Raw genomic sequence first — 23,660 nt, 5'->3', positions numbered from 1 at the left:
CTGCTAACGCAGGCGACCCGCAACGGGTCGCCTTGCTCTTCACCAAAAAGCCCGCACCAAAAACACGCATTATTTTATTTACGCTCTATTTCTGTGCAAAGCCAGGCCCGATAGTTTTACAATCGTTCGCCTAAAACGTACAGAAAAGTGCCCTCCTATGACCGATACCCTAAAAGCCTGCCTAGCTCGGATGAAGCTACGCGACCCCGATCAACCCGAGTTCCATCAAGCCGTTGAAGAAGTCCTCAGCACACTCTGGCCCTTCCTCGAAGAGAACTCTCACTACCTGACAAGCGGCATCATTGAACGCCTGCTCGAACCAGAACGAACGGTCCTATTCCGGGTATCCTGGGTTGATGACGGTGGCGTTGTGCGGGTCAACCGCGGGTATCGAGTGCAGATGAGCAGCGCCATTGGCCCTTACAAAGGAGGCCTGCGTTTTCACTCCTCAGTCGACCTAAGCGTGCTGAAGTTTCTAGCCTTTGAGCAAGTGTTTAAAAACGCGTTGACCAGTCTGCCACTAGGCGGAGGCAAAGGCGGTTCCGACTTTGATCCTAAAGGTAAAAGCGACGGCGAGGTGATGCGCTTTTGTCAGGCATTTATGACTGAGCTTTCGCGCCATATTGGTGCAGACGTGGATATCCCCGCTGGAGACATAGGCGTAGGAGCGCGTGAAATCGGCTTTTTATACGGCCAATATAAGCGCATGCGCAACGAGTTCACCTCGGTATTGACCGGTAAAGGCATGACCTACGGTGGCAGCCTTATCCGCCCGGAAGCCACAGGTTATGGCTGTGTGTACTTCGCAGACGAAATGCTCAAACAGCAATCTGACAGTTTTGTGGGCAAACGAGTCGCCATTTCTGGCTCCGGTAACGTTGCGCAGTACGCCGCGTTCAAGGTGATTGAACTGGGTGGGTTGGTCATTTCAGTCTCCGATTCCGGCGGCACTCTGTACTTCGCTGACGGAATGAGCGAGCAGCAATGGCAGACGTTGACTGAACTAAAAAATCAGCAGCGTGGCCGCCTGGCCAGCATGGCTGGCAACAATGCCGAGTTCATGGAGAACTCACGCCCTTGGCACCTGCCTTGCGACATTGCATTGCCCTGCGCCACCCAGAATGAGCTCGATGCCGATGATGCCACTACCTTGGTAGCCAATGGCTGTTTCTGTGTAGCGGAAGGCGCCAACATGCCCTCAACGCTGGAGGCCGTAGACATATTTCTCGCCAAGCGTGTTCTATTCGCCCCAGGCAAGGCGGCCAATGCCGGAGGCGTTGCAGTCAGCGGCCTGGAAATGAGCCAGAACGCCATGCGCCTGCATTGGACTGCTGGCGAGGTCGATGAAAAGCTGCATGCCATCATGCAGACGATTCACCACGCCTGCGAACGTTATGGTCGCGAGCCTGATGGCTACATAAATTATGTGCGCGGTGCAAATATCGCGGGATTCGTTAAAGTCGCCGATGCGATGCTGGCACAGGGCGTAGTCTAGTTAAAAAATGCAGATGGGCAGGTGGTCTTTCAGCAGCCTGCCGAGGTGCTGTTAGCACGATCAACATCCAATGCCGGCAGCCCGGAAAATACAAAACACGCTATAGTGTGAACACATGAATCTTTCCACAGGACTGTTCCGATGAGCGATGAAAGAAGACGCTTCAGTCGGGTTCCATTCGATGCGCACACATTAGTGTTGCAGGACGCGTGGTCGACCCCCGTACAGCTGATCGATATATCGCTGCGCGGCGTGCTGGTACTGCAGCCCGAGACATGGCAAGCAGAACGTAGTGAATCCCCTTTCAACGTGCTTATTGAGCTGAGCAATGGCACAAAAATTCATATGGAAACGCGTCTGGCACACGCCGAAGAAGGTTTACTGGGTTTTGAGTGCACACACATTGACCTCGACTCCATTAGTCATCTACGGCGCCTGATTGCGCTCAATACCGGTGATGAAGCCTTGCTAGAGCGGGAGTTGAAAGCGCTTTTGTAAAACGACGGAGCCGTTTCACAAAAGCCTCAAGCGGTGAAAAACCAGGTTCGAGCAGGAAGCGACGAGTCTGGCGCTGTAATCAGCCCTGATAAGCCGGCAACGATCGCTCAGCAGATGCAATGCCAAAACAAGGCCCCTTCTGTTAGCTAGAGCCCCTCAGCCAACACTGGGTTAGCTTAAAGCTTGCTGCTCGCCGCCTGCACAGCAGGCGACACCCACGCTATTCAAAAATCGCTGAAAGCGCTTGATCAAGACGCGTTACAGCAATCACTTCCATGCCTTTGGGTGATTCTTTGGGTGCATTGGCTTTGGGCACTATTGCGCGGGTGAAGCCGTGTTTGGCCGCCTCCTTCAAACGCTCCTGCCCACTGGGCACCGGCCGAATTTCGCCAGACAGGCCCAGTTCGCCAAACACCATCAAATCCATTGGCAGCGGGCGGTTACGCAGGCTCGACATGACTGCTGCGAGTAGCGCTAGATCCGATGCTGTTTCCAGCACCTTGACGCCGCCAACCACGTTAACAAATACATCCTGATCGTAAGTTGCCACTCCGCCATGCCGGTGCAGCACAGCCAGAAGCATGGCCAAACGATTCTGATCTAGCCCCAGGGTGACCCGGCGCGGGTTACCCAAATGACTGGTATCGACCAGCGCCTGAACTTCGACCAGCATCGGCCTTGAGCCTTCCCATGTCGCCATCACGACGCTGCCGGGAATCGGTGCGTCGTAACGCGACAAAAAAATCGCCGAGGGGTTAGCGACTTCTTTCAAGCCCTTGTCGGTCATGGCGAATACGCCTAGCTCGTTGACCGCACCGAAGCGATTTTTTACCGCCCGTAGCATACGGTAGCGACCATCCGACTCGCCCTCAAAATACAGCACCGTATCAACCATGTGCTCAAGTACCCGAGGACCAGCCAAAGAGCCTTCTTTGGTGACATGCCCTACTAAAAAAATCGCGATACCACTCTGTTTGGCGTAACGCACCAGCAAGGCGGCGCTCTCGCGGACCTGCGATACACCGCCCGGCGCCGACTGCAGTTGCTCGGTAAAAATAGTCTGAATTGAATCAACCACCATCACCCGGGGCTGTTCAATCCGTGCGGTAGCAACAATGCTCTCGATACAGGTTTCAGTCATCACCTTGAGTTTATCTTCGGGCAGCCCGAGCCGCCGTGCGCGCATTGCTACCTGCTGCTGTGACTCTTCACCCGTAACATAGAGCGCCGGCATTTCCTGCGCCAATCGACACAGCGTCTGCAGCAGAATGGTCGATTTGCCAATACCCGGGTCACCGCCAATCAGCACTACAGAGCCACTTACCAGCCCACCGCCCAGTACCCGATCAAACTCAGAGGAACCTGTGGGCTGGCGTGGCACCTCTTCGGTGCTCACTTCTGCCAGCGTCTTGACTTGCGCCTGCTGGCCCGCCCAATTGCTGTTGCTCCGCGCAGGAGTACCACCGGTTGGAGTTGTGTCCAGCACGGTTTCTACCAGCGTATTCCAAGCCTGACATTCCGGGCACTGTCCAGCCCACTTGGAAAAAGTTGCACCACATTCGGTGCAACCGTATACGCGTTTGGCTTTAGCCATGCATCCTCCATAAGAAATACGTTAATGTCAGCCGAACGCGGCGCGACCTACGCGGCGCGACCGATACTGCTGCAAGACTGATCGTAAAGCCGCTATTGTTGTCGAGCTGATGACCAACAAACAACCCTTGCCCGCCGCGTGCACTCCAATTCTGCGTATGGCATTCACAAAGGCGTGCACATGAGTAAAGACAAAAGCCTGAAAAAGCAACGCCAAGCCCTCTGTGAAGACTTGCTTGAGGCCCAGTTTGAATTACAACAGGCTAATCTTGGGCCAGTGTTACTACTGGTCAGCGGTAATGATCTGGCCGGCAAAGCAGAGCTGATTTACACCTTCTACGAATGGCTGGATAACCGTTATCTCAACACTCGCGCCTTCACCTTGCCGCGAGGCATCGAACGCAAGATGCCGCGGCTCTGGCGTTATTGGCGCAGCCTGCCACCTGCGGGAACACTGGGGTTTTATTTAGGCTCATGGTATCACCAGCCATTGATACAACTCAGCCGCGGACGTATGTCAGATAGCCGCTTCAAGACTCAGATGGAGCAAATCTCTCGTTTCGAAAATCAATTAGTCGCCGAAGGGGTGACGCTACTCAAGCTCTGGCTACACCTGGATGACGACCAAACAGAAAATTACCCACCACGAGAACAGCAAAAACAATACGACAGCTTAGCCATGCGCGAGTGGGGCGAGTTTAGTACCACCGAATACGCCAAGGTGCGTGAAGCCGCTAAGCGCATGAGCGAGTTAACGTCCACTGCGATAGCACCCTGGATTCAAGTACCCAGTAGCGATGCTGAGCAGCGCGACCTGCACGTAGGCAAGCTTTTACTCAAGGCTATGGAGAATAAGCTGCATGGCAAGGAGGAAGCACCGAAGGATCATGAGTGGCAAGCCAGCAACAGCAATCGACTGGACAAGCTGGATTACGGACGTGAGCTCAAAAAAAAGGTGTATAAGCGCGAACTGCAGCGTTATCAACAGCGCCTGCGCGACCTGACACGCCATCCTTCTTTCGCCAAGGGCAGCCTGTTGTTGGTATTCGAGGGCGCCGACGCTGCAGGTAAAGGCGGCACCATCCGGCGTATTACGCATTGCCTGGACCCGCGCATTTTGCGCGTGCATGGCACTCGCGCACCCACCGAGGAAGAGCGCAGCCAGCCATACTTGTTGCGCTTCTGGCGGCGCATACCCGCGCCCGGCAACGTAGTGGTGTTTGATCGCAGCTATTACGGCCGCGTGCTGGTTGAAAGGGTTGAGGGCTTTTGCTCAAAAACCCGTTGGCGACAGGCGTATGCCGAAATCAATGATTTTGAGGCACAGCTGCAAAAGGCCGGCACCCAGGTAATCAAGTTTTGGCTAGCCATCACGCCCGAGGAGCAGCTGGCGCGCTTTGAGGCTCGGAAAAAAACACCAACAAAAAGGTACAAGCTGACCGACGAAGACTGGCGCAATCGTGACAAATGGCCCGACTATGTCAGCGCCATGAACGACATGGTGGAAAATACCGCTACACCGCACGCGCCTTGGCATGTGCTGCCCTCGACCGATAAGCGCTATGCGCGCATCCAAGCACTGCGCATCGTCTGCGAGACACTGCAAAAAAGATTGAAACAATCTTAAAGGCTTAGCATTATCAATCCTTCAACCGCCAGACTGGCAACCAAGAGGAAGTGCGTATGAGCATGCTGCAAGAATTCAAGACCTTCGCCCTGCGCGGCAACGTGGTGGATATGGCCGTCGGTATTATCATCGGCGCCGCCTTCGGCAAGGTGGTCTCATCGTTCGTCACCAACGTGGTGATGCCTCCCTTGGGGTTGATGATTGGCGGAGTAGACTTCGCCGACCTGGCCATCGTCTTGAAAGAAGCTCAGGGCGAACTGCCCGCCGTAACCCTGGGCTACGGCTTGTTCATTCAAAGCGTCGTGGACTTCATCATCATTGCTGCGGCCATTTTCATGGCAGTTAAAGTGATGAACAGTCTCAAGCGTAAAGAAGAGGTAGCTCCAACCGTTCCAGTTGCGCCGCCCAAGGAAGAAGTACTGCTGACTGAAATTCGCGATCTGCTGAAGCAACAGAACAGCTAAGCGTCCAGGGAAGCGCTGATCAATTCCACACGCCCTCTGCGAGTGATCGAGCCGGGCCAGAGTGCATGCGGAATTAATCAGCTCTTCCCCAAGGGGGCGTGCACACCGCGCCCTTCCGAGCTGCGCTATACTGGCGTTCCAGACCCGCAAACGGCCAGCGCATGCACTCATTTGACTCTCCTTACGGCACATTGACGCTAACGCGTTATCCATCAACGCGTAATCCCACGCTCCAAGCCTTCGATACAGCAGATCATTACCTGTTGAATCAACTTCATGCTTCTGAACAATCAGGCCCGCTGCTGATCATGAACGATCAGTTTGGTACCTTGGCCTGCGCGTTGGCCGAGCATGAACCTTGCAGTTGGGGTGATTCGCATTTAAGTGAACGCGCGCTGGTAGAGAACATTCACGCCAACGGCTTAGCGTCCAGCAATATCACCTTCGTGCCTGGAACCCTTATACCCTCAGGCCAGTATCAGAGAGTACTGCTGCGCGTACCCAAAAGCCTGACCTTGCTGGAAGATCAATTGCGTCGTTTACGACCGCTCCTGCAGCCGGGCGCAACGGTGGTTGCCGGCGCCATGATCAAGCACTTGGCACCACGGGCCGGAGAGCTCCTGGCAGCGTACATAGGGCCTTATCAAGCTTCACTGGGCTGGAAGAAAGCGCGTTTATTGAGCGCCACCTTTGATCCAAAGCTGACGCCACCTACACAGCCGCTCGAAAGCCACTACGCGCTTGGTGATACCGACTTAAATCTAGTAAACCTGCCTGGCGTATTTTCACGCGAGCACCTAGACGTAGGCACTCGCCTGATGTTGCCGCTGATTAGCACGCCATCGGCAACAGCTGAGCGCATCGCGGACCTGGGCTGCGGTAACGGTGCACTAGGGTTAATGGCGGCGCTACACAACCCGCAGGCAGAGCTGCTGTTCTGTGATGAGTCTTACGCCGCTGTGGCCAGTGCTCAACAGAATTTCTCCGCTGCCTTTCCCGGCCGTGAAGCTGAATTTATGGTCAACGATGGACTGCTTGGCGTCGCTGAAAACAGTCTCGATCTGGTTCTCTGTAACCCACCTTTCCACCAGCAACAGGTGATCGGCGACGAGATTGCCCTGCGCCTGTTCCGGCAAAGCCGTGAAGCACTGGCTCTGGGCGGACGCTTGCTGGTAGTGGGTAACCGCCATCTGGGTTATCACGTAAAGCTCAAGCAGTATTTCAGTGAGGTGACTCAGCTGGCGGCATCCAACAAATTCGTGGTGTTGCAGGCTCGTTAATCAGTCTGCCAGGCTCGCATCGCTTTTGCCGTTCTTCGCCAGTTTGTCCAGAATCCCCATACCAAAGGCTGACACCACGAACGTCATGTGGATGATCACATACCACATGAGCTTATCGTTGGGGATGTTCTGCGCATTCATGAAGACTTTGAGTAGATGAATCGATGAGATCGCCACAATCGACGCCGCGACTTTCATTTTCAACGAGCCGGAATCCATCTTGCCGAGCCAGTTGAGCTTTTCGCGGCCCTCTTCAATATCCAGCTGGGATACAAAATTCTCGTAGCCGGAGATCATCACCATTACTAGCAGACCGCCCACCAGCGCCATATCAACCAGCGAGAGCACCACCAGAATCAAATCGGCCTCAGCAATCGTCAGCAGGTGCGGTGCGAGGTGCAGCAACTCCTGAAAAAACTTGACCGCCAGCGCCAGCAACGCAAAAGACAAGCCAAAATAGATCGGCGCCAAAATCCAGCGCGCCGAATACATCGTGTTTTCCAGTAAACGCTCAATCACCGATATTACCTCGAATTAATAGAGACCAATAAAAGCGCTCATGATACCAGCGCAGTTGTGCACAGTATCTGTGGATAACACTGTGAGCAAAACGCAGATAACCCTGCCCTGCCCTGCAAACACTAGCCCTGCGCTCAGCAGCTCAAAAAACAGCCAATCTCGCAGCACGCTGCTAGTTTAGCGCTAAACCGCTACAGGCTTAGTGCGGCGCTGTCTGTAGAAACCTGACCAGGAGGTCAAAGTCCACACTTGCGAGCTGCGGTCAAGCCCCCGTTTGCGGTACGCACTAAACAATGTCGAACAATGTATAGCCCAACGCTGTGGATAAGTCTGTAGACAAACTATGCACAGGTGGGCCCGTCCGTTGCTGCGCCTAGCTCAATCGCCCTTGCCGCGGTTAGACTTTTTGGCAGCTGGTGTCTTGCCCTGTGAGCCGGCCGTTAGCAACTCGCCAGGCGTATTATCTTCATCTTCGGCCTCTTCCTCACGATCGCGCTCGGCAATTTCAGCCAAACGGTCAACTACCCGCGCATTAATGCTGCCTTCGGCAAAATCGCCCTCCGCATTCATGTCACCCGCAGCTTCGCCCGCGAGCAGCGATAGCGCTTCATCGACATGCGCGACTGCGTAAATGGCAAACTGACCGGCACGCACCGCCTCCAATACGGCTTCGTCCAACATCAGGTTGGGGACATTCGAGCGCGGAATGATAGCGCCTTGTTCACCGGTCAGACCGCGCGCTTCACACAAGCGGAAAAAGCCTTCAATTTTCTCGTTCACTCCGCCCACTGCCTGCACTTCCCCAAACTGGTTAATCGAGCCGGTGATTGCATAGCACTGGCGCAATGGCGTGCGCGACAAGGCGGATATCAGCGTGCACACTTCCCCCAACGAGGCGCTATCGCCATCCACATAACCGTACGACTGCTCCAACGCGATGCTAGCCGAAATTTCCAACGGATAGTTTTGTGCATAACGGCTACCAAGATAGCCGGTCAGAATCATCACCCCTTTGGAGTGAATCGGCTGCCCAAGATTGACCTCCCGCTCGATATCAACAATGCCACTGCCACCGGGATACACGGTCGCACTGATGCGGGCGGGCACGCCGAACACCGAATCACCCACCTCAAGTACCGTCAAACCGTTGCATTTACCCACCGCCGCGCCTTGCGTATCAATGAGAATCACGCCGGTCAGCATGTCGTCGCGAATGCGCGCGCTGACGCGGCCGGTACGGGTTTCCTTGGCCCGCAAGGCGCGCTCGATGTGCGCGGTGTCGGTCAAAGGATCACTAGCCAGTTGACGTACAAAGTCCGCCTCGGCAACTAACTGGAAGATGTCACTGATGCGCGCTGAGAGTCGAGTCTGGTGCTCCGCTAAACGCGCACTGTAAGTCAGCACCCTGGCGACAGCCGCCGCAGTCAAAGGCGCCAGGCCCTCCTCCGAGGTCCGGGTTTTGAGCAGCTGTGCCATGCCGTCGATGCTATCGGTGGTACGCGGCAGGTCCTCTTCAAAATCGACCAATACACGAAACATCTCTTGAAAGTCTGGGTCCAGATCCTGCAACGCGTAATAAACCTGTCGCGACCCAATGATGACGACCTTCAAGTTCAGCGGAATCACCTGCGGCGTTAAGGTCACGGTAGCCAACCGGCCCATATCAGCCCAAGGCGATTCCATCTTCAACAGTCGCGAATGCAAAGCGCGCTTCAAAGCGTCCCAAACAAAAGGCTCGCTCAGCAGCTTCTCTGCCTCAAGCAGCAAATAGCCGCCATTGGCGCGATGCAGTGCGCCCGACCGGATGTGCCGGTAACTGGTTACCAAGCCACCCTGCTCAGGACTGTATTCAACCCGCCCGAACAGGTTGTCGTAGGACGGATGCGGTTCATGCACGACCGGGGCGCCGCCGCTGCCATGATGGCCAACAATCAAGCTGGGGCAATACTGCTCAGTGAGCATCTGCTTCTTGTAGGCGTCTGGCTTGGCTTCTACCACCCGCTCTTCAACCAACTGATCGATCACGGTTTTTAGCAAATTCTGACGCATCGCCTGCAAATATTCGCAAACGGCCTGATTGCCGCAGTAGGTTTCCAACAATGGCTCAAGCAGCGGCTGCAGCGCTTCGGTAATAGTATTGTCGTTCAACTCCCGCAGTTGATTGCTCGACTCACGCTTCCATTGCGGCAGGCTCGACAGCGCTTCATTAAGCACTTCTTCCAGCATTGAAATGTCTGCATGAAAGCGGTCACGCTCCTCCTCTGGCAACTGAGAAAAATCCGCTTCATCCAGCGCTTTGCCTTCCTTCATGGGCGTAAAGGCGATGTTCTGGGCATCACGGTAGATGGCAATACTTTTTTCCAGCGCGCGACGCTCTACCGAATCAATGGCGCGGTCGTAACGCTGATTGAAACCACGGTCGATCGCACTTTTTTTCTGCTGATAGGTCGGATGTTCAAATACTGCTGGAAAGGTCGCCAGCAGATTATCAATGAATTGCTCAATAATACTGATCAGCTCGCCGGCGGATCCGGGCGCGAGACTGATAACCCAGGGCTCCCGCGCTTCATCGAAGTTATTAACGTAGACGCAGTCCTGCGGGGTGATCTGGCGCTTTGCCTCAGCACGCAGGTAGCGCTGCACATAAGAGAAGCGCCCCGTACCCGGGTCGCCCATGACGAAGACGTTATAGCCAGGGCGATGCATAGCAACACCAAACTGCAGCGCCTCTACCGCGCGCTCCTGACCGAGAATACCGCGAAATGGCTCAAGATCATCGGTGGTGGTGAAGCCCATGTTTGCAACGTCAATGGGCACAGTGAGCTGTTCGGGTTTGAGGCGTAGTGTCTGGTACAGCGCAGCGGAATCAGTGGTCATCCAGCATCCTTGGCAAACAGGGGGCGATAAAGAAGGCAATCCAGCATTGTTGCCCTGCAAACCGGCGCTGACAAGTCCTGGCGCTAGCGACTTGATCTAGAGTATGGCCTCAGGGCTTAAATAGAGTATTTACTCAAGCAACAAAAACAGGAAGTGCTGCATGACGCTCAGCCTACAGTAATACTTCCTCGTGAGCTGGGTGCCAGCGACCACGACTTCGACCTTCTGCGTAATGCACGAAAACACGATGTATTAATCTCGGCCGCTGGCCGGGATGGAACCCGGCCTTCCAGAAGCAGCCAACCTTTGGGTTTGAAGTTGGAAGGTCGAGTTCCATCTCGACCAACGCGCTTATCGGCAACAACGACCTGCTACGTAACGCACGAAAACACGATGTATTAATCCAGGCCGCTGGCCGGGATGGAACCCGGCCCTCCAAAAAGCAGCCAACCTTTGGGTTTGAAGTTGGAAGGTCGAGTTCCATCTCGACCAGCGTGCTTATCGGCAACAACGAACTGCTACGTAACACACGAAAACACGATGTATTAATCCAGGCCGCTGGCCGGGATGGAACCCGACCTTCCAAAACATTAGGAAATGCTTAACCCAGCACCTTGACCAATTCCCGCACCAGCGGCTTCATAAAAAAGCTGCTTTCCGGCATCAAATCTACCCGCACGCCATAGGCTACCAACTCATCCGCCACCACGGGTCCCACAGCAGCAACCTTCACTTTGCCGAACGCCGCCAGTAATTGCGCTTCACCCTGCTCACGGCGGCGCGCCACCTGAAACAGCCTACGTACCTGGGTAGCACTGGTAAAAGCCACCGCGTCGACTTCGGTAGCGAGCAGCGCATCAATCAAGTGATCAACCTGCTCATCTTCCACATCATCAGCATAAATATAAGGCGACACCGTGCTCACCTGTGCGCCGGCCTCTTGCAGAAACTCGACCAGACGCAGATTCGGATCGGTACCGTATAGTTGCACGCCGATACGTTGACCGTTCAGATTTTCGCTCTTAAGCGTTTCAATCACACCTTCGGTGGTGGGCACGACCGCGATTCGATCAGCCTTTAAGCCCAGCTTGCGCAACGCCGCGCCAGGTTTCGGCCCACGGGTGAGTTTAGGAATGGGTCCCAATGCAGCGACGAAGTCTGCATACAGGACGCCACCTTCGCGCTCTGCAAGCGACACCATGCGCCGCAGTCCTTCACCGGTGAGCAGGATCAACTGATCAAAAGGCTTATCGATCAACTCCCGCATCCAGCGCAACACCGGAGCGGAATCAGGCGCGTCGTGAATAGACACCAGTGGGCAGCGCAGCACGCCTGCGCCACGCTTAATCAGCATATCGGCAAACAAGTCCAGCTCACGGCTTTCCGGCAGGGCAATGCGGCGGCCACTTAAGGGCAGGTCTTCTGTGCTCATGGCTATAATTCTCGATCAGGACGGATAAGCCATTGTGCGCAGCTGCATGGCACTTGGAAAGCACCATACAGCTGCAACGCCTTACTTTTCCCAGCCGCGGCTGTGCAGAATAGTATCAAGGGTTCGGCTGACGGCCGTGCAGTTGCGCACCATTTCCACCTTCTCCCACGTGGAGCGCTCGCCTTCGTGAATTAATCGGTGCATAGCTTCGCGGGTTGGCGGCGCCAATAAACGCAAGGGATGGTCCCAACGGTTACGCAGGAAAATATTGATGTCAGCGGTATAGTCCTGAGCTAGTACGCCATAGGTCAGGTGCTGCATCAAACTGATCACCGGCGACTTTATACGGATATTGTCACGGCTGAAGCGCATAGCCTCCGCCGCGCCCAGCTTGATAAAATTCGCCTGGAAGTTCACCAAGGTGCGCAAGCGAGTGCGCGGCACATCCGGATCGGGCGTGATCGCTAGCGCGGCCGGGTTGGTCATGCTCGAGATGAAATGATTAACACCATAGAGCCGAGCCAGGCGCTTGGCCGGCAAGTCGTCGGCAAAAGAACCATCGATCCACTTCATGCCCGGCAAGTAAGGCGCACTTTCGCCAGCAGCGTTGCGACACATCAGCGTAACCGGCGGGTAGATTCCATAGATGGCGCAGGACGCCATCACCGCTGAACGGATCAACACATTGGGTGAAGTAATAGCATTAAGCAGGCGCGGCGCCTGCTGCGTCGAGAGCCCCGTTACTGTGATATTCAGTTTGCGCCCGGTCAATTCAAAGGCTTCTTGAAAAGTGAGATCAGGGAGGATCTTAGCTAAATAGTCACGCAGATTATCCGCATCCATAGCCGGCCTGCTATTGCCCAACAGCGACAATGTCGGTCGGATAGCCGTGGTCTCTTCTACGTCGTGATGCAAGTTATCGGTACTGAGACGCTCGCGCAGTTCATCGTCATGGTGGGTGCAGGCGGTGGCAGCGAGAATAGAACCGGCACTTGAGCCCGAGATAATCTCCGGCAAGAGGCCCTGTTCAAATAGCGCTTTTAGCACGCCCGTATGGAAAAACCCAAGTACTGCCCCGCCGCTTAGCATCAGGGCGGAACGGCCGTTGCAATGACTGGCCCGCAGGAAGAAATCCCGTTTTTCCTCCAGAGAAATGATGTCGTCGGAAACCTCATTGAGGTCATTCAAAGCCCCGCACAATTCATCGATATAGCGGGTAATCAGGGTTTTAGTGCCCAGCCGCGCTTTGTTGTACAGCGACGGCTTACCCATACCACCTAAATTGCCGTGCACCCCTTCGTTCAGGGCAAATAGCAGTTGATGGAAGTCGCCGCGAAAGCGCAGATCCCGCAGTACATCGAGGCGCTGGCGCAAGGAGCGATAATCATAGCTCTCGCAGGCATCGTCCTGCTTCCAGTCATCCAACCCATGCTCATGATCATACTCTCCTGCCAACTCAGCCCAATCGTCATAGGTCTCGGCCTTTTCCATTGCCTGCAACATGGATTTGCTGCGCCCGCGCTGAAACAGTTTCAAGCCCATATCCGTACCCCTGGCGCCGCTGAGGCGCTTGTTGTCTGTAACAAAAACTAGCGTGTATGAGTGGCCGAGCGTGCCGACGCCACATCGGACGCTTTAGCCTCAGCCTGAGCTGCGGCGACGTTATCACTCTTGCGTTTACGCGCTGGCGTGGCCTTATCATGCTCTGCCTTGTGCTCGGCCGGCTTTTTGTCAGGCGAGCTATTGCTCTTATCCGGTGATTCCGGCACTGACGACTCAGATACAAGCGACACCAACTTCTGCTGTTCAGCCTGCTTCGCTTGGGCTGACTCCAACTCCTGCAACAACCCTTGATACTCCTGAGTGGATGCCTCTACACAGGCAATGTAGGTGTCCATATCACCCACTATTTTGCGGTCGGCTACCACACCCAAATTCAGCTCATCATAGATACCCGTCATGCCGTGGCTAATGCCCATACCATCGGAGATAGGCACCAGAGGGAACACGTTGACGATCTTTGCGCCCGCAAAATAGCGTGGCTGCATACCAGGAATACCTGGCACGTTAGTAATGACGGTATTGAACAGGGGATAATGACCGACCGCGCGCACGCGGTTTTGCGCCCAGGCGCCAAGCGCACGCATGTAAGGCGGGATCATGTCGCCAACCGCATTATTCAAATCACAGAGCACTTCCTTGGCTAACGGCACACCTTTGGCCGTTCTGCGCTGAATCGCTTGCAGGCGATCTACGGGATTAGGAATATCCGTACCGATGCCGATGAACATAGCTGCAATCAGGTTGCCGCAGTCTTTGCTAGCCTCGCTAGGCCGCAACGACACCGGGCACATGGAAACCAACGAACCATTTGCCGGTAGCGCGTTGTGATGGGCCAAGTAACGACGCATACCGCCGGCAATGATGCCGATCACCACGTCGTTCAAGGTGCTACCAGGACATAACTGACGCATGCGTTTAAGCTCTGAAATCCGCCAGGTAAAGGCCCCGTAGGAACGATGGGGCGATATCTGTACATTGAAGACCGTTTTGGGCACCCGGGTCTGCTCCGGCTTGGCCTCATCACGCAAGCGGCGCGCGAGCTCCAACCCTTTGCGCCCAACCGTCAGGCTAGCCTTCATACTGCGCAACGTCTGGCTCATCATCCGGGGCGTCGTGCGCGCCCACATTTCCAGACGCGTAGGCGCGCGCTCGGCAACCTCTACGCGGTCGCGGCGGCCGTACTCGTGCTCAGCGGTATCCTCCATCATCGCCGTGGTCAACTCAAGGCTGGCTTTGCCGTCCACATAGGCATGGTGAAAGCGGATGAGTACCGCAAAGCTGTTGGGCGGAATGCCCTCTACATTGTTAACGCCCTCAATGATGTAAATCTCCCAAGGCGCGCGCTCCATATCGACGCTGCGGGACATGGTCCGTGCAGTGAAGATGCACAGCTGCCGCCAATCTCCTGGCTGCGGCAAACCCACGTGACGCACGTGGTACTCAAGATCAAAGTTCTCATCATCCAGCCAGTAAGGGTCGTCCAACTGAAAAGGTGCATGCTCTAATCGGCGGCGAAAAAAAGACGTGGTGTTAAGCCGATCAGAAATGTACTGCAGGATTTCCTTATGTCGCACCACCCCGCCCGGCGCACTGCTCTGATCACAAAGCCAAAGACTGCCAATCATCATGGGTTGATTGGGCGCCTCAAAATAGAAAAACTGAGAATCCATCGGAGTGAGCTGTTTCATTATAGAAGTCCTCGTACCGGATAGGTGTATTCGATTCATCGCCAAGCATCGCCCTTAGGCGACCGACAGGCCTTAATTCAAGTCAAGCAGTTAAGCCAGAAATGTAAAACGCACCAAACAACAGCCATCTTCATAAAACGATGTGATTTGAGGCTGACAAGGATAATGCAATTTTGTGACCAATTGGTCACAAAGCTTTGAATACTCGCAGCGGCTCACAAAAAAAGAGTGATGCGGCGCCTAGCTAGAGGCGTAGAGGCCAGCAGTAAAGCGACACATTTATAAATTGAGCGGAACCCAAACTTGGCGAAGGCACCAAAAAGGTGCAAATCTGCGGTTGACTGAAAGATTACCTCGATATGAGTCCGCGACTGATGACCTCACATGCTTGGCACCAGCAGCTCGGAAGCACACCAGAGTCACACCAATCTCCCTGCCGAAGTCTTTTCTCAAAGCAGCTGAGAGCTGAGCTAATAGAAAACATGAACGAAACAACGCTCAGCGTTCTTGCTTTGGAGAACGGTAAGTTCAAGGGTGAAATTGAAAGGCTGGCAAGACAACCGGCGCGAATCGGCAAAGCAGGTCGGCCAGACATTCAATGAACAATGTTCATATGGCCCCGGTCAGGCGTGAAGACCCGTTACCAGGAAAGCAGAAACAACAATCCCCGGCGAGCCGGGGATTGTTGTTAAAACACGAAGCGAATAACTGAGATCAAAAAAATTGCTCATCTGACCCAAATTATTCCCTAACGCTGTTTACCTGTTAGCGGCACTCTGCGGGGACGTAATTTGGCGTGGTACTGGTGCAAGCCCAAGTAACCGGGTTTACGCCGCCACCAGCAGGCGTAAGAGTCATCTGAGCCGACCCTGCAGTAGCATTCATAGTAACTGCCAAAGTCCCGGTGGTGCATGTGAAAGTATCCACATTGGTACCGGCAGTATTCAGGTTAACACCGTCGCAAGCTGCAGCAGTACCGAGCGTAGCAGGATCATTTGCTATATTTTCAGAAACAGTAGCCTTTGCGCCGCTCATCAGAGATAAGCCTTCAGTCACCCTTGCGCGGATGGTGTAATCTTGATAAGCAGGCAACGCAATCGCAGCCAAAATACCAATAATCGCAACCACGATCATCAGTTCGATAAGGGTAAAACCCTTTTGTACTTGAGCTTTCATGTAGTTCTCCATTGTATGTGAGCTAGCCCTATGGCTGATCGAAACCAAGCAAATAACAGGCCAATACTGGGAAACCCTAAAATCCAGCCCTACCTGAACTCTGTTACTCACTTGCATAATCACTAAGCGCCTTCAGGCGTCCAATAGTGACGCTTTTTGTCACTCATCTATCACTGTCCCCAAAGTAAGCCCCAGCCCTTACTTTGCCGTGCAAGCCAACCGCAACCTATACTATAGTGCCGTCTAAATTCGCTTTTTGTTTCAGAGATTCGCTTAGCCATGGAAAACCCTGCCCTTTCTGGACTGGCCCGACGCATAGTGCAAGATCAACTGCTTGATGCTGCAACCGCAGCGAAAGCCAGCCAGCAAGCTAGTCAGGACAAAATCCCCTTCATTACCCACTTGGTGCAGAAAAAGCTGGCAAGCGCCCGCGACCTGGCGATGGTGTGCGCGGAAGAGTTTGGTTACCCCTACTTTGACCTCTCAGCCATAGACAAAGAGATTCAACCGCAAGACCTGGTCAGCGAGAAGCTGATTCGCCAACATAACGTGATGCCGCTGTTCAAACGCGGCTCGCGGCTCTATTTGGCAATCTCGGACCCTACCAATCAACAAGCGCTCAGCGATATTCAGTTCAATACTGGATTGATGACCGATGCCGTTATTGTTGAAGACGACAAGCTGCACGCTGCAATAGAGAAGTATCTCGACAGCCCAACCGGCGGATTGGGTGATATGGCTGATGCGGATCTGGATAATTTGGATGTTCAGACGGTTACCGACGACGACAAAAAGGACATGGGAAGCGACTCGGACGACGCGCCCATCGTTCGTTTTGTAAACAAGATGCTGTTGGATGCAGTGCGCATGGGATCTTCTGACTTGCACTTTGAGCCTTACGAGAAAACATATCGCGTACGCTTTCGCACCGACGGCATATTGCACGAGGTGGCTAAACCTCCCCAACAGCTGGGTGTGCGCATAGCAGCGCGTTTGAAAGTAATGTCATCCATGGACCTTGCCGAGCGTCGAAAGCCTCAAGATGGCCGTATCAAGCTAAAGATTTCCAAGAACAAAGCCATCGACTTTCGCGTGAACACCTTGCCAACCCTTTGGGGTGAAAAGGTGGTACTGCGTATTCTTGACTCGGAAAGCGCCAAGATGGGTATCGATGCCCTGGGTTATGAGGACAACCAGAAAAAGATGTATATGGCTGCCTTGGAACGACCACAGGGCATGATTCTGGTTACCGGACCTACCGGCTCAGGCAAAACGGTTTCGCTTTATACCGGGCTGAACATCCTTAACACCATGGAGCGCAATATCTCCACAGCGGAAGACCCGGTAGAGATCAACCTGGAAGGCATCAACCAGGTCAACGTTAACCCCAAGCAGGGGCTGGACTTTGCCAAGGCGCTGCGCGCTTTCCTGCGTCAGGATCCGGACATTATCATGGTGGGTGAGATTCGCGACCTGGAAACGGCCGAGATCGCTATCAAGGCGGCCCAGACCGGTCACATGGTAATGTCTACTCTGCACACCAATAGCGCCGCAGAGACACTCACTCGCCTGCGCAACATGGGCGTGCCTTCGTTCAACATAGCCACGTCTGTCAATTTGATTATTGCCCAGCGGCTGGCCCGCAGGCTTTGCAAAACCTGCAAAAAACCAATGGAAATCCCCCGCGAGACGCTATTGGAAGAAGGCTTTCCAGTCGAGCATGTTAATGCCGGCATTACAATTTTTGGCCCCGTGGGTTGCGAAAATTGTAAAGATGGTTATAAAGGACGTGTTGGTATTTATGAAGTCGTCAAAATCACCCCTGCAATGCAGCGCATTATCATGGAAGACGGCAATTCTATTCAGATTTCTGATGTAGCCCAGAGCGAGGGCTTTAGCAGCTTGCGCCAATCCGCCCTTATGAAAGCAGAAGAGGGTGTGACCAGTCTGGCGGAAGTTAACCGAGTGACCAAGGATTAAGTCATGGCGCAACAAGCAGCACTAAAAAAGAATCCTGCAGCTGCCAAAAAAAAGGCCAAGGAAGCGAAGCTTTACCCTTTTAAGTGGGAAGGTAAAGACCGTAAGGGCACCAAGATTACTGGTGAAATTCAGGGCTCTAATGCGGCGCTAATAAAGAATCAGCTACGCAAGCAAGGCATTCTGGTTACCAAGATCAACAAAAAATCCTCTCTATTTGGCAAGCGCGCGAAGAAGATCAAGCCGCTGGATATTGCCTTCTTTACCCGGCAGCTAGCGACGATGCTAGAGTCTGGTGTACCGATTATTCAGGCTTTTGAAATTATTGCCGAAGGTGCTGAAAACCCCAATATGGCCAAGTTGGTCAATGAGGTAAAAGTCGACGTTGCTGCAGGTAACACCTTGGCAGACTCTCTGCGCCAGCATCCAAACTATTTTGATGATTTGTTTTGCAACCTGGTTGAGTCAGGTGAGCAATCAGGCCGTCTCGAGTCACTTTTAGATCGTATTGCGACCTACAAAGAAAAAACCGAAGCTTTAAAAGCAAAAATCAAGAAAGCAATGACATACCCTGTTTCTGTTGTTGTGGTCGCAATTATCGTCACGGCAATTATGTTATTGAAGGTAGTGCCCAGCTTCCAAGAAGTATTCGCCAATTTTGGGGCTGAGCTTCCAGGCTTCACCCTATTTGTAATTGGCCTCTCAGAGTGGCTACAAGCTTGGTGGTTTATTATTCTTATAGTGCTTATTGCCGGTGGCTATGCCTACGGCAAAGCACATGTAAAATCAAAAAAACTGAGAGATGCGGAAGACCGCGCTTTACTGAAAGCGCCGGTAGTGGGCGACATAGTTTATCAAGCCGCTGTAGCCAGATTCGCTCGAACACTTTCCACTACATTTGCAGCTGGCGTGCCTTTGGTTGAAGCTCTGGATTCGGTAGCAGGCGCGGCCGGCAACGTGGTTTTTTACAATGCCGTCATGAAAATCAAAGAAGATGTTTCTGCAGGTTCCCAGCTAAACTTCTCTATGCGAACTACCAACGTTTTCCCATCACTGGCTGTGCAGATGGCGGGGATCGGCGAGGAATCCGGTAATCTCGACGGCATGTTGGAAAAAGTAGCTGATTACTACGAAGCAGAAGTTGATAACAAGGTTGACAATCTCACCACCCTGCTTGAGCCCATGATCATGTGCGTACTGGGCGTTCTCGTCGGCGGCCTGATTATCGCCATGTATCTTCCTATCTTCCAACTCGGTGCCGTCGTCTAACACCATGCAATTACTCGACTACCTGGCCAGCCACGCGCTGGCCTTTATTTTGCTCGCCGGTCTGCTCGGCTTGATTATCGGCAGTTTTCTGAATGTGGTTATCCATCGTCTGCCCAAGATAATGGAAGCTCAGTGGCTACAACAAAGCCGTGAGATGCTGGCTCCAGACTCGCCGCAGCCCGAGCAGCCGACCTACAACCTGATTCTGCCGCACTCTCACTGCCCTCAGTGCAACGCAGAGATCAAAGCTTGGCAAAACTTGCCCGTAGTCAGTTACCTGCTGCTGAAGGGTCGCTGCGGTCAGTGCAAGGCGCCGATAAGCCCACGCTACCCTTTGGTTGAACTACTGACCGCAGCGCTGTCGATGGTGGTCGCATGGCAGTACGGTTTCGGCTGGCCGGCTGCCGGCATGCTGGTGCTGACTTGGGGGCTGATCAGCCTTAGCATGATCGACGCTGATACCCAGTTGCTGCCGGACGTACTGGTTTTACCGTTATTGTGGCTGGGGCTGATTGCAAATAGCTTTGGCGTTTACACCACGTTGAATGAAGCCCTGTGGGGCGCGGTAGCTGGTTACCTCAGCTTGTGGTCGGTTTATTGGTTGTTCAAGCTGGTGACGGGCAAGGAAGGCATGGGCTACGGTGACTTCAAGTTACTGGCCATGCTCGGCGCTTGGGGTGGCTGGCAGATTCTGCCGCTGACTATCTTGCTGTCTTCTTTAGTCGGTGCAATTCTAGGGATCATTATTCTTAAGACTCGCGGTCAGGATAACGCCACTCCCCTGCCCTTTGGCCCCTACCTGGCCATTGCAGGCTGGATTGCACTGATTTGGGGTGAGACAATCACCAGCAGCTATTTGCAGTTCGCTGGCTTCTGAGCCAGCTTTTAGTCATAAAAGTCGTATATCGCTGCAAAAACCTACGAAGCCTAAGTACCTACGGAATCAATGTTGTCTGCTATGAGTATGATCATCGGCTTGACCGGCGGTATTGGCAGCGGCAAATCCGCAGCCGCCAACTATTTTGCAGCTGCGCATGGCATCCATGTGGTGGATGTGGACGTCAAAGCCCGCGTGGTGGTTGAGCCCGGCAAACCCGCATTGGCGCTTATAGTGGATCGCTTTGGCGATAGCATCTTGCTGGCGGACGGCAACCTAGACCGCGCAGCGTTACGTCAGCGCGTTTTCACCAACCCGCAAGAGCGCGTCTGGCTCGAAGACTTGCTACACCCGCTGATTCGCGAAGAAACTATTCGCGATCTTAGTAGCGCCACTTCACCCTATGCGTTGCTGGTTTCGCCTTTGCTGATCGAGTCGGGCCAGCACAGCCTCGCCAGTCGGATCATCGTGGTGGACGTGCCTGAGGCCCTCCAGCTAGCTAGAACTGCAGTGCGCGACAAGGTTTCTGAGGATCAGATCAAAGCCATTATGCAGGTACAAGCTCAGCGCGAAGATCGGCTAAAAAAAGCCCATGACATTATTATCAATGATCGCGATCTCTCACATTTGCATCAACAGGTAGATGCACTGCATCAGCAGTATCTCGCGATGCTGCAGGAGAATAACTCATGACACTTAGCGTCGAATGTCCAACTTGCCAAGCTCCCGTCACTTGGGATGCCGCGTTCCCAGACCGCCCCTTCTGTTCACCTCGCTGCCGCTTGATTGATTTGGGCGCTTGGGCGTCTGAAGAACATGTTATTCCGGGCAATGAACAAGAGCAGGATGTGTTTTCCGAGGATTTGTCTCGGCAATGATCGCGAACTTACTGCTCACCAACATCTCCTGATGCGCCGCATTCATGTCATGGCGGGCGTCATTACCAATCCTAGCGGCCAGATACTCATCGCCAAGCGGCCTGATAGCGCCCATCAAGGCGGCTTATGGGAATTTCCAGGTGGCAAGCTGGAGGCTGGCGAAGAGCGCCTTGAAGCCCTGCGTAGAGAGCTACAGGAAGAGCTGGGCATTAGCGTGGTCGACGCGCACCCGTTGATAGACATCCGTCACGATTATTCCGATAAGTCTGTTCGCTTGGATGTTTGGAAGGTGGCTCTATTCTCAGGTGAAGCACATGGCGCGGAAGGCCAAGCCGTGCGATGGGTGGAGCCACATGAGTTGGCTAGTTTCGACTTTCCTGCAGCCAATCAGCCGATACTAAACGCCGCACGACTACCTGATCACTACCTGATAACGCCGGACACTGACGAGCTATCATTGTTTGCCGGGCTGGAGCGCGCCAAAGCCAAAGGTATACGGCTCGTCCAACTGCGCCAAACGCAGCTCGATGGCTCCGAATATCAGGTGCTCGCCGCCAAGGTGATTGAACGCTTCGGCGGCGATTTTCAATGGCTTTTTAAAGGCAACACACCGCCACCTTGGCCTAACAGCGGCTGGCACCTTACTAGCGCTCAGTTAAGCAATCTTTGGCAGGCTAATAAAAAAGAACCAGAACAACACACAAACTGGCCTCTGGCAGCCTCCTGCCACAACGCAGAAGAACTACAAATGGCGATGGAACTTGGTGTCGACTTTGTCACTTTGTCGCCGGTCTCTGCCACCCGTAGTCATCCCTGCGCCGAAGTATTGGGCTGGAATGCAGCACAAAACTTTATACGCACAGCTACCGTGCCTGTGTATCTGCTGGGGGGAATTGCACCTGAGCAGCTCAAGCAAGCTCAAGCCTGCGGCGCGCAAGGTGTGGCGGGAATACGCGCGTTTTGGCCTCAAGAGAAATAAGGTAATCGTGCGCTCATAAATGCAAGTTGCTACGGAACCTCGCGCTCCACCTCAACCAGTGCGCTACTCGGCGATATGAACCTGGATATTTAGCGCATAACAGCAGCGGTGTATTGGGTGATGCTGCTGGCCGGGATGGAACCCGGCCTTCCACTGTGCGGCAGGCAGGCGGTGGTGATATGGGGTTTAGTACTGTGGTTTAGTACTGTGGTTTAGTACTGTGGTTTAGTACTGTGGTTTAGTACTGTGGTTTGGTTTTGGAAGGTCGTGCTCCATCTCGACAAGCGAGCCACCCGGCGACATGACTCTGGCTATTTAGCACATAACAGCAGCAGTGTATCTGATGATGCTGCTGGCCGGGATGGAACCCGGCCTTCCAAGACGGCCAACCCCGCTGGCGTCAGGCTTTTCTAGGCGTGGTACTAGCTGAGGGATATGCGTTTGGTATTTTAGGCTCCAAGGCTAACCAAACCACAGCCTCACTCGACCTGAACCACTCGCAGTTCTTTAGGCATACTGAAAACGATATTCTCTTCTTGCCCTGCGAGCTCTTCTGCCCCGGTCGCGCCTTGTGCATGCAAATGCTGGATCACCTGCCGTACTAGCACATCAGGTGCTGAGGCGCCTGCTGTTACGCCAATATTCGACACGGCCTTTAGCCACTCAGGCTTGATCTCATCTGCGCCGTCGATCAGATAGGCAGGCGTGCCCATCCGCTCAGAAAGCTCCCTTAGTCGATTGGAATTGGAGCTGTTTGGGCTGCCAACCACCAAAACCAAGTCACAATCACCAGCCAGCTGCTTGACCGCATCCTGGCGGTTCTGGGTGGCGTAGCAAATGTCATCCTTGCGTGGGCCATCGATGGCCGGAAAACGTTCGCGAAGGGCATCGATGACCCGCGCGGTGTCATCCATCGACAAGGTGGTTTGTGTGACAAAAGCCAGGCGCTCAGGGTTCATCACTTGCAGCTTGGCTACATCTGCTTCGTCTTCGACCAGATAGATAGCGCCGCCCTGACTGGCGTCGTACTGGCCCATGGTGCCTTCGACTTCCGGGTGGCCGGCGTGGCCGATAAGTACGCATTCGCTGCCATCACGGCTGTATCGCGTCACCTCCATGTGCACCTTGGTAACCAGGGGACAAGTCGCGTCAAAAACCTTGAGGCCACGATCGGCTGCTTCCTGGCGCACTGCCTGAGACACCCCATGGGCACTGAAGATAACGATGACGTCATCTGGCACCTGATCAATCTCTTCCACAAATATTGCGCCACGGCTACGCAAGTCTTCCACCACAAATTTGTTATGCACTACTTCATGGCGCACATAAATGGGTGGGCCGAACACTTCGAGGGCACGGTTGACGATCTCGATGGCGCGATCAACGCCTGCGCAAAAGCCGCGGGGGTTAGCCAATTTGATCTGCATGAGTACCTCGGAAAGAGAAAGCTGATATCGGCGGATTATCC

The 23,660-nt window shown here is 54.0% G+C and carries 19 protein-coding genes; 11 read left to right on the top strand and 8 right to left on the bottom strand.

Annotated elements, in window-relative coordinates; translation table 11 throughout:
* Window positions 1-157 precede the first annotated feature (157 nt).
* Together gdhA and AC1XYH_RS02595 are read left to right on the top strand one after the other, a co-directional pair.
* Entirely contained in the window at window positions 158-1,495 is a 1,338-nt protein-coding gene (gdhA, locus tag AC1XYH_RS02600; protein ID WP_483325108.1) for an NADP-specific glutamate dehydrogenase, read from the top strand.
* A gap of 141 nt (window positions 1,496-1,636) precedes the next feature.
* The gene (locus AC1XYH_RS02595; protein ID WP_483325107.1) at window positions 1,637-1,993 is read left to right on the top strand and encodes a PilZ domain-containing protein; all 357 of its coding nucleotides are present in this window, start codon (window positions 1,637-1,639) and stop codon (window positions 1,991-1,993) included.
* A 220-nt stretch (window positions 1,994-2,213) separates the two neighbouring features.
* On the opposite strand, the gene radA is transcribed toward AC1XYH_RS02595, so the two are convergent.
* On the bottom strand, window positions 2,214-3,587 hold the full coding sequence (gene radA / locus AC1XYH_RS02590) for a DNA repair protein RadA (protein ID WP_483325106.1): 1,374 nt from the start codon (window positions 3,585-3,587) through the stop codon (window positions 2,214-2,216).
* Between the two features lie 180 nt (window positions 3,588-3,767).
* On the opposite strand from radA, the gene pap reads away from it, so the two are divergent.
* The 3 genes from pap (at window position 3,768) to AC1XYH_RS02575 (ending at window position 6,957) form a co-directional block, all read left to right on the top strand.
* Window positions 3,768-5,213, top strand: coding sequence for a polyphosphate:AMP phosphotransferase (pap, locus tag AC1XYH_RS02585; protein ID WP_483325105.1), 1,446 nt, complete (start codon window positions 3,768-3,770; stop codon window positions 5,211-5,213).
* A 56-nt stretch (window positions 5,214-5,269) separates the two neighbouring features.
* On the top strand, window positions 5,270-5,677 hold the full coding sequence (gene mscL / locus AC1XYH_RS02580; RefSeq protein WP_483325104.1) for a large-conductance mechanosensitive channel protein MscL: 408 nt from the start codon (window positions 5,270-5,272) through the stop codon (window positions 5,675-5,677).
* Window positions 5,678-5,838: 161 nt separating this feature from the next.
* Complete coding sequence (locus AC1XYH_RS02575; RefSeq protein WP_483325103.1) at window positions 5,839-6,957, top strand: methyltransferase; 1,119 nt, start codon at window positions 5,839-5,841, stop codon at window positions 6,955-6,957.
* Here AC1XYH_RS02575 and AC1XYH_RS02570 read toward each other — a convergent pair whose 3' ends face one another.
* The 6 genes from AC1XYH_RS02570 to AC1XYH_RS02545 all read right to left on the bottom strand — a co-directional run bounded on the left by AC1XYH_RS02570 (window position 6,958) and on the right by AC1XYH_RS02545 (window position 16,212).
* On the bottom strand, window positions 6,958-7,473 hold the full coding sequence (locus AC1XYH_RS02570; RefSeq protein ID WP_483326287.1) for a TIGR00645 family protein: 516 nt from the start codon (window positions 7,471-7,473) through the stop codon (window positions 6,958-6,960).
* Window positions 7,474-7,854: 381 nt separating this feature from the next.
* A complete protein-coding gene (locus tag AC1XYH_RS02565; RefSeq protein WP_483325102.1) occupies window positions 7,855-10,353 on the bottom strand; it encodes a Lon protease family protein in 2,499 nt (832 codons plus the stop codon).
* A 601-nt stretch (window positions 10,354-10,954) separates the two neighbouring features.
* Window positions 10,955-11,785, bottom strand: a complete 831-nt coding sequence (locus AC1XYH_RS02560; protein WP_483325101.1) for a uroporphyrinogen-III synthase — start codon at window positions 11,783-11,785, stop codon at window positions 10,955-10,957.
* Window positions 11,786-11,866: 81 nt separating this feature from the next.
* Entirely contained in the window at window positions 11,867-13,327 is a 1,461-nt protein-coding gene (locus AC1XYH_RS02555; protein ID WP_483325100.1) for a DUF3336 domain-containing protein, read from the bottom strand.
* A 47-nt stretch (window positions 13,328-13,374) separates the two neighbouring features.
* A complete protein-coding gene (locus AC1XYH_RS02550; protein WP_483325099.1) occupies window positions 13,375-15,036 on the bottom strand; it encodes a wax ester/triacylglycerol synthase family O-acyltransferase in 1,662 nt (553 codons plus the stop codon).
* A gap of 765 nt (window positions 15,037-15,801) precedes the next feature.
* Window positions 15,802-16,212, bottom strand: coding sequence for a pilin (locus AC1XYH_RS02545; RefSeq protein ID WP_483325098.1), 411 nt, complete (start codon window positions 16,210-16,212; stop codon window positions 15,802-15,804).
* A 279-nt stretch (window positions 16,213-16,491) separates the two neighbouring features.
* Between AC1XYH_RS02545 and pilB the strand changes: the two genes are divergently transcribed.
* The 6 genes from pilB to AC1XYH_RS02515 all read left to right on the top strand — a co-directional run bounded on the left by pilB (window position 16,492) and on the right by AC1XYH_RS02515 (window position 22,192).
* Window positions 16,492-18,192 (top strand): type IV-A pilus assembly ATPase PilB, encoded by a 1,701-nt coding sequence (pilB, locus tag AC1XYH_RS02540; protein WP_483325097.1) that lies wholly within the window; start codon window positions 16,492-16,494, stop codon window positions 18,190-18,192.
* A gap of 3 nt (window positions 18,193-18,195) precedes the next feature.
* Window positions 18,196-19,458 carry a type II secretion system F family protein gene (locus AC1XYH_RS02535; protein ID WP_483325096.1) on the top strand — a complete coding sequence of 421 codons (1,263 nt, stop codon included), beginning with the start codon at window positions 18,196-18,198 and terminating at the stop codon, window positions 19,456-19,458.
* A 4-nt stretch (window positions 19,459-19,462) separates the two neighbouring features.
* Window positions 19,463-20,335: a prepilin peptidase gene (locus tag AC1XYH_RS02530; protein WP_483325095.1), complete on the top strand. Its 873-nt coding sequence runs from the start codon at window positions 19,463-19,465 to the stop codon at window positions 20,333-20,335.
* Window positions 20,336-20,416: 81 nt separating this feature from the next.
* Window positions 20,417-21,028, top strand: a complete 612-nt coding sequence (gene coaE, locus AC1XYH_RS02525) for a dephospho-CoA kinase (RefSeq protein ID WP_483325094.1) — start codon at window positions 20,417-20,419, stop codon at window positions 21,026-21,028.
* A complete protein-coding gene (yacG, locus tag AC1XYH_RS02520) occupies window positions 21,025-21,213 on the top strand; it encodes a DNA gyrase inhibitor YacG (protein WP_483325093.1) in 189 nt (62 codons plus the stop codon). Before coaE ends, yacG begins: the two co-directional genes overlap by 4 nt.
* 31 nt (window positions 21,214-21,244) lie before the next feature.
* The gene (locus tag AC1XYH_RS02515; protein ID WP_483325092.1) at window positions 21,245-22,192 is read left to right on the top strand and encodes a Nudix family hydrolase; all 948 of its coding nucleotides are present in this window, start codon (window positions 21,245-21,247) and stop codon (window positions 22,190-22,192) included.
* 479 nt (window positions 22,193-22,671) lie between these two features.
* Here AC1XYH_RS02515 and ispH read toward each other — a convergent pair whose 3' ends face one another.
* Window positions 22,672-23,619, bottom strand: a complete 948-nt coding sequence (gene ispH, locus AC1XYH_RS02510; RefSeq protein WP_483325091.1) for a 4-hydroxy-3-methylbut-2-enyl diphosphate reductase — start codon at window positions 23,617-23,619, stop codon at window positions 22,672-22,674.
* Window positions 23,620-23,660 lie beyond the last annotated feature (41 nt).

Source organism: Pseudomonas sp. GW-45, assembly GCF_056896675.1.
Note: the sequence above shows the minus strand (reverse complement) of the source record. Positions and strands in the feature narration are given on the sequence as shown.

Coding starts and splice junctions, on each gene's coding strand:
- pap (WP_483325105.1), top strand. CDS start 3,768: ATGAGTAAAGACAAAAGCCTGAAAAAGCAACGCCAAGCCCTCTGTGAA.
- radA (WP_483325106.1), bottom strand. CDS start 3,587: ATGGCTAAAGCCAAACGCGTATACGGTTGCACCGAATGTGGTGCAACT.
- AC1XYH_RS02560 (WP_483325101.1), bottom strand. CDS start 11,785: ATGAGCACAGAAGACCTGCCCTTAAGTGGCCGCCGCATTGCCCTGCCG.
- yacG (WP_483325093.1), top strand. CDS start 21,025: ATGACACTTAGCGTCGAATGTCCAACTTGCCAAGCTCCCGTCACTTGG.
- AC1XYH_RS02575 (WP_483325103.1), top strand. CDS start 5,839: ATGCACTCATTTGACTCTCCTTACGGCACATTGACGCTAACGCGTTAT.
- AC1XYH_RS02530 (WP_483325095.1), top strand. CDS start 19,463: ATGCAATTACTCGACTACCTGGCCAGCCACGCGCTGGCCTTTATTTTG.
- AC1XYH_RS02565 (WP_483325102.1), bottom strand. CDS start 10,353: ATGACCACTGATTCCGCTGCGCTGTACCAGACACTACGCCTCAAACCC.
- AC1XYH_RS02515 (WP_483325092.1), top strand. CDS start 21,245: ATGCGCCGCATTCATGTCATGGCGGGCGTCATTACCAATCCTAGCGGC.
- gdhA (WP_483325108.1), top strand. CDS start 158: ATGACCGATACCCTAAAAGCCTGCCTAGCTCGGATGAAGCTACGCGAC.
- AC1XYH_RS02535 (WP_483325096.1), top strand. CDS start 18,196: ATGGCGCAACAAGCAGCACTAAAAAAGAATCCTGCAGCTGCCAAAAAA.
- AC1XYH_RS02545 (WP_483325098.1), bottom strand. CDS start 16,212: ATGAAAGCTCAAGTACAAAAGGGTTTTACCCTTATCGAACTGATGATC.
- mscL (WP_483325104.1), top strand. CDS start 5,270: ATGAGCATGCTGCAAGAATTCAAGACCTTCGCCCTGCGCGGCAACGTG.
- coaE (WP_483325094.1), top strand. CDS start 20,417: ATGAGTATGATCATCGGCTTGACCGGCGGTATTGGCAGCGGCAAATCC.
- AC1XYH_RS02550 (WP_483325099.1), bottom strand. CDS start 15,036: ATGAAACAGCTCACTCCGATGGATTCTCAGTTTTTCTATTTTGAGGCG.
- AC1XYH_RS02555 (WP_483325100.1), bottom strand. CDS start 13,327: ATGGGCTTGAAACTGTTTCAGCGCGGGCGCAGCAAATCCATGTTGCAG.
- ispH (WP_483325091.1), bottom strand. CDS start 23,619: ATGCAGATCAAATTGGCTAACCCCCGCGGCTTTTGCGCAGGCGTTGAT.
- AC1XYH_RS02595 (WP_483325107.1), top strand. CDS start 1,637: ATGAGCGATGAAAGAAGACGCTTCAGTCGGGTTCCATTCGATGCGCAC.
- pilB (WP_483325097.1), top strand. CDS start 16,492: ATGGAAAACCCTGCCCTTTCTGGACTGGCCCGACGCATAGTGCAAGAT.